Source organism: Vibrio sp. V03_P4A6T147, assembly GCF_002241085.1.
Taxonomy (GTDB): domain Bacteria; phylum Pseudomonadota; class Gammaproteobacteria; order Enterobacterales; family Vibrionaceae; genus Vibrio; species Vibrio anguillarum.
Map to the genome: position 1 here is coordinate 1 of NZ_NDIO01000202.1, position 10,166 is coordinate 10,166.

9 protein-coding genes and 1 pseudogene are annotated in these 10,166 nt (G+C 43.5%); 4 read left to right on the forward strand and 6 right to left on the reverse strand.

The window, feature by feature from the left end; translation table 11 throughout:
• The 3 genes from B9J84_RS08110 to B9J84_RS08120 all read right to left on the reverse strand — a co-directional run.
• Positions 1 to 524: hypothetical protein (locus B9J84_RS08110; RefSeq protein WP_094123914.1), on the reverse strand; the 524-nt coding region annotated here is incomplete at its 3' end.
• Between the two features lie 182 nt (positions 525 to 706).
• Positions 707 to 1,204, reverse strand: a complete 498-nt coding sequence (locus tag B9J84_RS08115) for a response regulator (RefSeq protein ID WP_026028033.1) — start codon at positions 1,202 to 1,204, stop codon at positions 707 to 709.
• A 30-nt stretch (positions 1,205 to 1,234) separates the two neighbouring features.
• The gene (locus tag B9J84_RS08120; RefSeq protein ID WP_179217541.1) at positions 1,235 to 3,160 is read right to left on the reverse strand and encodes an ATP-binding protein; all 1,926 of its coding nucleotides are present in this window, start codon (positions 3,158 to 3,160) and stop codon (positions 1,235 to 1,237) included.
• Between the two features lie 174 nt (positions 3,161 to 3,334).
• On the opposite strand from B9J84_RS08120, the gene B9J84_RS08125 reads away from it, so the two are divergent.
• Entirely contained in the window at positions 3,335 to 4,594 is a 1,260-nt protein-coding gene (locus B9J84_RS08125; protein WP_064624993.1) for a DUF945 family protein, read from the forward strand.
• Positions 4,595 to 4,737: 143 nt separating this feature from the next.
• Entirely contained in the window at positions 4,738 to 5,835 is a 1,098-nt protein-coding gene (serC, locus tag B9J84_RS08130; RefSeq protein WP_026028828.1) for a 3-phosphoserine/phosphohydroxythreonine transaminase, read from the forward strand.
• Positions 5,836 to 5,935: 100 nt separating this feature from the next.
• Here the strand turns inward: serC and purB are convergent, their stop codons facing one another.
• From purB to mnmA, 3 genes are read right to left on the reverse strand one after another with little or no spacing between them, the layout of a single operon-like run.
• The gene (gene purB / locus B9J84_RS08135; RefSeq protein ID WP_013857106.1) at positions 5,936 to 7,306 is read right to left on the reverse strand and encodes an adenylosuccinate lyase; all 1,371 of its coding nucleotides are present in this window, start codon (positions 7,304 to 7,306) and stop codon (positions 5,936 to 5,938) included.
• 54 nt (positions 7,307 to 7,360) lie between these two features.
• Positions 7,361 to 7,978, reverse strand: coding sequence for a high frequency lysogenization protein HflD (hflD, locus tag B9J84_RS08140; RefSeq protein WP_013857105.1), 618 nt, complete (start codon positions 7,976 to 7,978; stop codon positions 7,361 to 7,363).
• Positions 7,979 to 7,998: 20 nt separating this feature from the next.
• The gene (gene mnmA / locus B9J84_RS08145; protein ID WP_017043901.1) at positions 7,999 to 9,120 is read right to left on the reverse strand and encodes a tRNA 2-thiouridine(34) synthase MnmA; all 1,122 of its coding nucleotides are present in this window, start codon (positions 9,118 to 9,120) and stop codon (positions 7,999 to 8,001) included.
• Positions 9,121 to 9,319: 199 nt separating this feature from the next.
• Between mnmA and B9J84_RS08150 the strand changes: the two genes are divergently transcribed.
• Positions 9,320 to 9,589, forward strand: a complete 270-nt coding sequence (locus tag B9J84_RS08150) for a hypothetical protein (protein WP_094123916.1) — start codon at positions 9,320 to 9,322, stop codon at positions 9,587 to 9,589.
• Between the two features lie 102 nt (positions 9,590 to 9,691).
• A pseudogene (locus B9J84_RS08155) lies at positions 9,692 to 10,166 on the forward strand (inosine/guanosine kinase); the annotation flags it as partial.

Genomic DNA, 10,166 nt, shown 5'->3' on the forward strand with positions numbered 1-10,166 from the left:
ATCAGCTGATCGCCGTAAGCATCATTGATACGAGCTTCGGCACCGAGAGAGAAAAGTTCTGTAGAATGAAAACGGGCATAAACAGACGCAATCCAGTCATCATTGTCATCGATAGAAACAAAGCCACCTTTGCCACCAACTTCTAACTGTGGTCCAAGCCATTGACGTACGCCAAGGTTTAATTCCATTCCTGTATCGGCGCTTTTATTATCGCGGGTATCTACGACGCGTAGTAGCATTTCACCCGTGAAGTCAGCCCAGTTGTTAATAGGAGCATGAAAGCCAAAACCTGCGGCTGCGTCAAAATCACCTTCAAACTCAGAGTCTATACGGCCAATAACATGTGCATTTGGGTGAATTGATTTGCTCATCGCAGCACCAAAGGTGACTGGACTGGCTCCAATACGAGCTTCGATATAGTCATAACTAAAATTGCTCATGACGGATGGGCTATTTCGGTCTATTTCTGCCAGTGTTTGGCCTGAGGCTAGCAGCAAAGCGGCTGCAATGATTGTTTTACGCATAGTCACTATAAACCTATATTTTTAGTTTATTTCCATGGTCAGTCGCGGAATACCCGCGGTGACATTAAAGAATTTAGACATCATAGTGCATAGATTGACATTGTCGCCATTAAAAAGTGTCATTCTTTTGTTGTCTTCGCAAAAAATAAGCAAAGAGAGTGCCATTTCTTCGTTAGGATATTTTATTCACCAAAACTGATGCGGTTTTGTGCGATCGCATTGAAGATTTTCTCGGCATCCAAGACTCTAGCCCAAGGCATTAAATCTGATTCGTTTTCAATCATATATTGTGTTAATTGATCTTTGATAACATCGCGAAGTTTGTTCCCATCCCAAGGTTTGGCTACATAAAAATGTAGGCTGGCATGATTCACCGCTTCTACGGTGTCTTCTAGCCCTGCTTGGCCTGTTAGTAGTACTTTGCGTGTATGTTGCGTCTCTTCATTGCGGCTTAATTCAATTAAGAAACTAATGCCTGTTTGTTCGGGCATAATGTGATCGCACAAAATTAAAGCCAGCTTGATATTTTGAGCTTGGTGATCGGCAATCACTTCTTTTGCCTCTGCAACAGATTCTGCGGCTTCTAAGATAAAAAACTCTTCAAATTCGTCGAGGTCTTGTATGACGCTGTCCAATACTTCACGTTCATCGTCCACGCATAAGATCAAAAATTTGTTCATGATATTCTCCTTAATCATCAGCACGACAAGTTATCGACTAACTGGCAGCCATACCGTCATTGTCGTGTATTTATCCTGTTCAGATTGAACATCGATCCAACCTTGATGCTGGTGGACTATTTGTTGGCAGACAGAAAGCCCAATACCGAGTCCAAAGTTACCTTCTTTTTTCGTCGTGTAATTTAATGTGAAGATACGCTCTTTCTGCTCGTACGGGATCCCACAACCATTATCCGTGAAACTGATGGTCACAAAAGATTGATTACCCTGTTTTGCTAATGTGGTTGCAATGTGCAGTACGCCATTGGCTGGGAAGGCATCAATAGCGTTGGAAATGAGGTTTGTCCATACTTGTTGTAATGCAATCGGCTGACAGGTAATCAAAGGTAAGTCGGCATACTCTTTCTCAACTTTGTGGCGCTTAAGACGATTTTCGAAAATAACCAGAGTGTCTTCAATACCTTCATGAATATTGACCTTGTGCAGCGCTTCATCATCAGGGCGAGCATACCCTTTAAGGCTTCGTACCATATCGGCGATGCGTTGTGCACAAACATTGATAGAACGAAGTGTACTACCAGTTAGGAAATAGTTTTCTAATTGTTCCAGTGTTTCTAACGTTTTCTCAGGATCATGCTTAGCCGATTGTCGGAGCGCAAGATCATCATCTAGATTGAGTTTGACCAATTTTTTCGCGATCAAACGATGATGAATTTCATTTTCTATGGCTTTAGCGCGTGCCCGCTCTTCTGATGTAGAAGTAGGTTTGGCTGAAAGTGCATTCCTTAATAGTTGGCTGCCTTTATGTTGCAGATTTTTATGTTCAGTCTCTTGGACTAAGTGCTCAATCTTGTCTGACAATGTTTCGGTTCCACGTAAAATTGCGGCGACAGGATTGTTTAGTTCATGAGCGACGCCTGCAACAAGCTGACCGAGCATGGCCATTTTTTCCCGCTCGATTAATTGCTGATGAGCTGACTCAAGTGATTCGAGCGTTTTTTGTAGTTGCAATTTAGTGTTAATACTGCGTTGTAAGCGGCGGTTAAAATGGCGGAGCAGCAAGTTAGTAAATAGGGGTAATAGCCGAGTATCCGAATGCATGACTTTTGCAAACACATCTCGGTCTAGTTTAATCACATCGGTTTTAGTCAGGGTGACGGCAGTAGAAAAAGATTTCTCACCAGTCACAAAAGACATACCACCGACAATGTTGCCTTTTTTGTGGCGAACCACTTCTCTTTGTTGCCCTAAATCATCTTTTTTATACAGGGCCACTTCACCTTCAGTGATGAACCAAAGAAAGCGGTTCTCTTCTCCCTCTTTGGTAAGAAAGTGATTAGTGGAGTATGTACGGCAGGCGCGAGTTTCATCTTCATTTTCAAAAAATTGGTGTAAAGCACCAATTACTTGTTCAGCCAGTTCTGTATCAGAAAGCTTGTGGTAATCGGAGATAAAACCATCTCGATAACTGCGCATTTTATTATCGATGTGCGCGCGTAAGATGCGCTGTTGATCAAGTATTGTGCTGTAGTTGAGAATGTTGTCTTTATCGTGATCTAAGATGTAGGTCGTGAGCTCTTTTTGGACGGTTTTATAGAGCACGTTATTTTGTAGTGGCTTAGTGAGGCAGTGATCTAATCGCCCCTCATTGACGGCGGTGAGAATGGCTTGAATATCTTGTCCGCAGCTTATCAGCACTTTCCGCGCTGAACGCGTGTGGATTGATTTATCGAGTTGAGTCAAAAAATCCGCACCATCAAACTGCTCATGGTGACTGGCAATGACCAATGCAATCGTTTGTTGCTGTTCGTGCAAATATTCTAGGGCTTGCTCAGCTTCATCTATGGTGTCCGCTGTATGAAGATCAAATTTAGTGGCGAACGGAGCTAACTCAGCTCGCAACTGTTCTGTGCTGATTGGGTTATTGTCTAAACAAAGTAGTGCGTAATGGTTCACACAAGCCTCTACTGTCATCGCTGTTTTGACTACTGTAGCAAGTATTACGCAGTGGGTTTGAGAGCTAGGTTTTAGAATTTCTCATCACATCTTAGCAATACTCTGACCTAACTCTATGTTTTGGTTTTCAATTGTTTACGGTAGACTGGGTAAAATCTTCAGGAATGGAACACTATGAAACAGTTAAAAATCATTGGTGCGGTTGGTGGTGCTATCGTCTTAGCAGCATGTTGGCCGTTGGCTGTCGGGCAAATCGGTGAAAAGGTGATCACTAACGGTATTGCAAATATCTCTTCAGGTTCAATCGAGGCGGACATTGTCAGTTATAAGCGCGGTTACCTTTCATCAACCGTGCAAACCCGCTATCAGATTGCAGATAAAACGCTCAAACAACAGTTTGTTGCCGATGGTTTACCGACCCAAGTTTTAGTCAATAGCGAGGTTAAGCATGGCCTGTTGAGTTTAACAGCAACATCCGTTATAGCTGATCAAGAAAATCTACCATTGACGATGACCAGTATCACGCAGTTGAATGGCAATACTCAATACACTGTGGCGCTAGACAGTTGGCACTACCAAAGTGAAGATGGCGAGATGACGTTCTCGACAACGCCCGCCACATTGAAAGGTGATATTTCGGTGCTAGGTGAAATCACTTATCAACTGAATGTTCCTTCTGTTGAGTTGGATTTTACCAGTGGTGAAAAAATGATGCTTTCACAGCTAACTGGTCAAGGTATAGGTAAACAAGATAAAGGCTTCTGGCTAGGACAGCAGTCATTGGCGTTAGCAAAAATTAATCTTGTCGATGGCCTAGGTGAAAATACGCTGAGTATGGACAACATGCGTTATTCCTTTGATTCGGTATTAAAAGGAGAGCCTTCTCGTTTTGATAGTAATCACTTGATTGAGATGGATAAATTAACTTATAGCGAAGGCGAGGTGAAGGACCTCAATCTTGATTTTACTTTGGGTGATTTAGATGGTGACGCTTTTGAGAAGCTCTCAACGCTTTACCAAAACAGCCCAGAACTTTCTGATGAGGACATTCAGCAAGCACTACCTTATGTGCAATCATTATTCGAGAAAGGTTTTTATCTATCGATGAATAAAATGGCGCTAAAAGTTGGCCAAGGTGAGTTTGAATCAAACTGGAAGATAGCGGTTCCTGAAGGGACAAATAATGTGGTGCAAGATCCGAGTACCATTTTACCAGCCTTAACCGGCCACATTGATACCTTCATTTCTGACCAGCTGGTTGAAGATTTTCCTTTTATCCAGCAAGGTATTGATGAGCTTGTTGTGATGGAAATTATGCAGCAAACCGATCAAGGATATCGACTCCAAGCTGAACTGAAAGAGGGCAACTTGGAATTTGAAAATGGCAACCAAATGCCGCTATTGACACTATTACTTCCGGCATTGATGCGATAGCGAACGGCGCTCAAGCAAACGATTTCGCGAGTTTTAGCAATCAGTAAGAGAAAAGAGCCGATAGAAGCTCTTTTCTCGCTTTTTATCCACATCAAAAAGTGGTATTAATCACATTAATTGTCGATAGCAGGAGCAAGGAACTCATGGAATCAAATCAAGCGGGCCCAGTCTATAATTTCAGCGCAGGCCCAGCAGCCTTACCTAAAGCCGTGATGGAAAAAGCGCAAGCCGAGTTTATTAACTGGAACGAGCTTGGCACGTCCGTTATGGAAATTAGTCATCGCAGTAAACCTTTTATTCATGTTGCTCAAGAAGCGGAGCAAGATCTGCGAGATTTGCTTAATATCCCGAGTAATTACAAAGTATTATTTTGTCAGGGTGGAGCGCGCGCTCAGTTTGCGGCGGTGCCTTTAAACTTATTAGGCGATGCGACTAAAGCGACCTATATTGATGCGGGTTACTGGGCTGAAAGTGCGGTCAAAGAAGCGAAGAAATATTGTGAAATCGATGTTTTCAACGCCAAAGTGACCAAAGAGGGCAAAACAGCGGTATTACCAGCCAGCGAATGGAAAATCGATCCTGAGTCAGCTTACGTGCATTTTTGTCCGAATGAAACGATAGATGGTATTGAGATTAATGATTTGCCAGATACAGACAAACCGATTGTAGCTGATATGTCATCTACGATTTTGTCGCGCCAAATAGACGTCTCAAAGTACGGGGTCATTTATGCGGGAGCGCAGAAAAACATTGGGCCAGCGGGGATCTGTATTGCGATTGTTCGTGATGATTTGCTTGATTTAGCCAGTGATGTGCTACCGACTATATTGAATTATAAAGTGCAAGCTGAACAAGATTCTATGTTCAACACGCCGCCTACGTTTGCGTGGTATTTGTCGGGTCTCGTGTTCAAGTGGCTAAAAGGGCAGGGTGGTGTCGCGGCGATTGAGAAAATCAACCGCGAGAAAGCAGCGCTGCTTTATAACGCAATTGATGAGTCACCTTTCTATCGCAATACCATTCACCCAGACAACCGTTCACTGATGAATGTGCCTTTCCAATTAGTGAAACCAGAGTTGGATAGTACGTTTTTAGAGTTGGCTGAAGCGCGTGGTTTAGTCTCGCTGCAAGGTCACCGAGTCGCGGGTGGTATGCGTGCCTCGATTTACAATGCGATGACACTGGAAGGCGTTCAAGCCTTAGTTGATTTTATGCAAGAGTTTGAACAGCAATACGCCTAACGTTTTTTATGGTATCAAAAACGATATAACATAAAATACGACCTTAAAAAACAAAGCCCACTAAGTGGGCTTTGTCATTAATCGGCTAGATTGAAGAGCATTACAATTTGTCGGTTAACTCAATTGCTTGGCCAATGTAGTTGGCTGGTGTCATCTCTTTCAAGCGTGCTTTTTCAGCTTCAGGTAGCGCAAGGCCATCAATAAAGTGGCGCATCGCTTCACCATCGACTCGCTTACCGCGCGTGAGTTCTTTCAATTTTTCGTACGGTTTTTCGATGCCGTAGCGGCGCATAACCGTTTGCACTGGTTCAGCAAGGACTTCCCAGTTTTTATCGAGCTCAGCAAGCAGCGCATCACGGTTAACTTCCAGTTTACTGATCCCTTTTAGCGTTGAAGTGTAGGCGATGATCGCATAACCAACACCCACACCAAGGTTACGCAGCACGGTTGAATCTGTTAAGTCACGTTGCCAACGAGAGATAGGCAGCTTTTGTGCTAGGTGATTGAACACGGCATTAGCAAGGCCTAAGTTGCCTTCTGAGTTTTCAAAATCGATCGGGTTGACTTTATGTGGCATTGTCGATGAACCAATTTCACCCGCAATGGTTCTTTGTCTGAAGTGGCCCAAAGCGATATAGCCCCAAATGTCACGATCGAAGTCGATCAGAATAGTATTGAAGCGGGCAACGGCATCAAATAGCTCTGCGATGTAATCATGTGGCTCAATTTGTGTGGTATAAGGGTTCCACGCCACACCTAGCGATTCAGTGATAAACTCTTCGCTAAAGGTATGCCAGTCGAGTTCTGGATAGGCTGAAAGGTGAGCGTTGTAGTTACCTACTGCGCCGTTTACTTTTGCGAGAATCTCGATATTGGCAATCTGCTTATATTGGCGTTCCATACGGTACGCTACGTTAGCCATCTCTTTACCCATAGTACTTGGTGATGCTGGCTGTCCGTGGGTACGAGACAATAACGGAATATCGCGATACTCTTCTGCTAAGTGACGAATCGCATCAATAATGTTGCGCATTTCAGGAAGAAGCACGGTATCGCGCGCTTCTTTGAGCATTAGCGCGTGAGATGTGTTGTTGATATCTTCTGAAGTACAAGCAAAGTGAATGAATTCATTAACGGCGTGCAGCTCAGGAACACCCGCTACTTTTTCTTTTAAGAAATACTCTACAGCCTTAACATCATGGTTCGTTGTGCGTTCAATTTCTTTAATACGAGCGGCATCTTCTTCGCTAAAATTGTCTGCTATCGCATTAAGAAATTGATTGGCTTCATCACTGAATGCTGGAACTTCGGCAATTCCAGCAGTGGCTGAAAGCTTCTGTAACCAACGAATTTCAACAATGGTCCGATACTTGAGGAGACCAAACTCACTAAAGATACTGCGTAACGCAATCGTTTTACTTCCGTAGCGGCCGTCTACCGGTGAAACAGCAGTCAAGGCTGACAGTTCCATGTTTTTCTCCTGAATTTTGAGGTTAAGTGTGAGAGTGAATTCTTTGCGTCAATATTAGACTCGAGCTAATAAAATCTGAGCTTGTTCGATCATTTTCTTACGACCGAAGATCAGATGGCGACGCTTTCCTCCAACCTGACGCCACAAGACAGCGCAACGAATTCCTGAAAGGAGTAAGGCGCGCACTTTGTGCTGGGTTGAAGTTTGTTGAAGTATGGTAGGGGTTCCAGTGACTTGGATTCTCGGGCCAATAGGGCTGATAACATCCAAGTAGATACTGGCAAGGTTGCTGATCATCTGATCATCAAGCAAGTCAAAGTGGTTGACTTGACGTTCAATCGTTTGAATACGATCGCCCAGTTGTGACATCGCATCACGACGAGCGCTTAATTTACGCTCTAATGCCATCAGGCTAATGATATAGCGAGTGATTTCACTCCCTGATGGCGTGCTATCAATACCTTTCACCAAACATTCGAGGCCAATTTTTAAGTTGGCCTCAGAGCCGAAGACATCAAGTGTATTGTTTGGATTAGTACTTAAGATAGCCGTTAGAGAAGTTTCAAACGCGTCTGAATCACAGTGACCATTTTTTGCTACGTGTTGCACTAAAGCGACAGCTTGGCAGATACCCGCAAAAGCGATGGTACGGTCATAAAGGGTGTTAGCCACGTTTATTACTCCTAAGTTGTTTAAATTCGCTGCTCAATAATTCCACCGCCAAGACACACATCGCCTTGATAGAAAACCGCGGATTGACCAGGCGTGACGGCCACTTGTGGCTCATCAAAAATGACTTTAATGTTTTCATCATCAATAGGGATGATGGTACACGCTATATCCGTTTGACGGTAACGCGTTTTTACCGTGCAGCTTAGCGTTGCTTGGATTGGTGTACGATCAACCCAGTGTAATTGGGAAGCGATCAAGCCATGAGATTTCAATAATGGGTGATCAGCGCCTTGGACTGCAATCAAAACGTTACGTTTAAGATCTTTATCAGCGACATACCATGGGTCTTCGTTACCGCCACCGCCTTTTTGGCCACCAATGTGTAACCCTTTGCGTTGACCTAAAGTGTGGTACATCAGGCCTTGATGTTCACCAATAACGAGACCTTCTGGTGTTTCAATTTTACCCGGTTGTGCTGGTAAATAGCGAGACAAGAAGTCGGTAAATTTGCGCTCGCCGATGAAACAGATACCAGTTGAATCTTTTTTCTTCGCCGTCACCAAACCTTGTTCTTCCGCAATGCGTCGAACTTCGGGTTTTTCTAAATCACCGACAGGAAATAAGCTACGAGCCACTTGTTCATGGCTTAGTGTATAGAGGAAGTAGCTTTGGTCTTTGTTGTTGTCCAAGCCGCGCAGCATTTTTGGTTTGTCATTACCTTCAGGGAAGGTGCGTCGAACATAGTGGCCCATGGCGATATAATCGGCATCTAGCACTTCATCTGCAAACTCTAAAAAGGCTTTAAACTTGATTTCTTTGTTACAAAGAATGTCTGGGTTGGGAGTTCGCCCTGCTTTATATTCCTCAAGGAAATATTCAAATACGTTGTCCCAATATTCGGCGGCAAAATTAATGGTATGAAGAGGGATGTCTAACTTATCGCACACGGCTTGTGCATCGGCTAAATCTTCCGCCGCTGTACAATATTCCTCGTTATCATCTTCTTCCCAGTTCTTCATGAACAGGCCTTCGACTTGATAACCTTGCTCTTTGAGAAGATACGCCGAAACGGAGGAGTCAACACCACCGGACATGCCGACGATGACTTTCTTTTGGCTGTTTGCGCTGCGGTTGTCTGACATTACTTAATACCACTCAATTGACTTGGTCGCAGATTCTAGCAGAAAGATTTTCGTCGCGACAGATCCGAGACAGCAATCACACTTCTATCTGGTTTAATTAGCGTCGTATCTGTCAATGTCAGCAGAAATTAGTTTTAGAATTCTACAATGGCTTATGGCATAGTGCGTGCGATTTTAAAGCGTAATAAAAGGCCACAAAATGCAAGATGACAATCAGATTATGGATGACGCATTCCTCATTGAAACAGTAGAGAATCAACTCGCGGATGGAGAACCGTTAAAGGTCAAAGAAACCTTGATGCGCTTGATGATGACAGGTCACTCAAGGGAGGATGCCGTTGCCTCTATTGCTTGTGCGCTTGCAATTGAGATTTTTGATGTGATGAAAAACGAAGGGCAATTTGACCTAAAACGCTATTCAGAGCATTTAGATAGGTTACCTGATCTCAGCTTTATGGAAGGTGAATAAAAATAATCAAGAGCAAACGTTTGCTATAATTGCCTTAGTTGCCGCGCTAATGGGTGCGCGGTAGAATCGCGCATCTTTTTCTCCTCTACTCAGACTAACGTTATGAAATTTCCTGGCCAACGCAAATCAAAGCATTACTTTCCTGTTCATGCACGTGACCCACTTGTTATCCAAGCACAAGAAAATAAAAAAATGTCACGTACACATATTATTGGTATTGACCAGACCTTGGTGGATATAGAAGCGAAAGTAAATACTGACCTCATCGAAAAATATGAGCTTAGTAAAGGCCATTCGTTAGTGATTGACGATCAGAAGGCCGAAGCGTTGTACACTGAGCTCAAACAAAATGGTCTGATTACTAACGAATATGCTGGGGGAACGATTGGCAACACATTACACAATTATTCGGTGCTGGCAGATGATCGCTCAACGTTGTTAGGTGTGATGAGTCAAGATATAAAAATTGGTAGCTACGGTTATCGTTATTTATGTAATACATCAAGTCGGATGGATCTGAATTATTTACAAGCGGTCGATGGAGCGATTGGGCGCTGCTTTGCCTTGATCACAGAGG

Coding starts and splice junctions, on each gene's coding strand:
- mnmA (WP_017043901.1), bottom strand. CDS start 9,120: ATGTCAGACAACCGCAGCGCAAACAGCCAAAAGAAAGTCATCGTCGGC.
- B9J84_RS08150 (WP_094123916.1), top strand. CDS start 9,320: ATGCAAGATGACAATCAGATTATGGATGACGCATTCCTCATTGAAACA.
- B9J84_RS08125 (WP_064624993.1), top strand. CDS start 3,335: ATGAAACAGTTAAAAATCATTGGTGCGGTTGGTGGTGCTATCGTCTTA.
- purB (WP_013857106.1), bottom strand. CDS start 7,306: ATGGAACTGTCAGCCTTGACTGCTGTTTCACCGGTAGACGGCCGCTAC.
- B9J84_RS08115 (WP_026028033.1), bottom strand. CDS start 1,204: ATGAACAAATTTTTGATCTTATGCGTGGACGATGAACGTGAAGTATTG.
- serC (WP_026028828.1), top strand. CDS start 4,738: ATGGAATCAAATCAAGCGGGCCCAGTCTATAATTTCAGCGCAGGCCCA.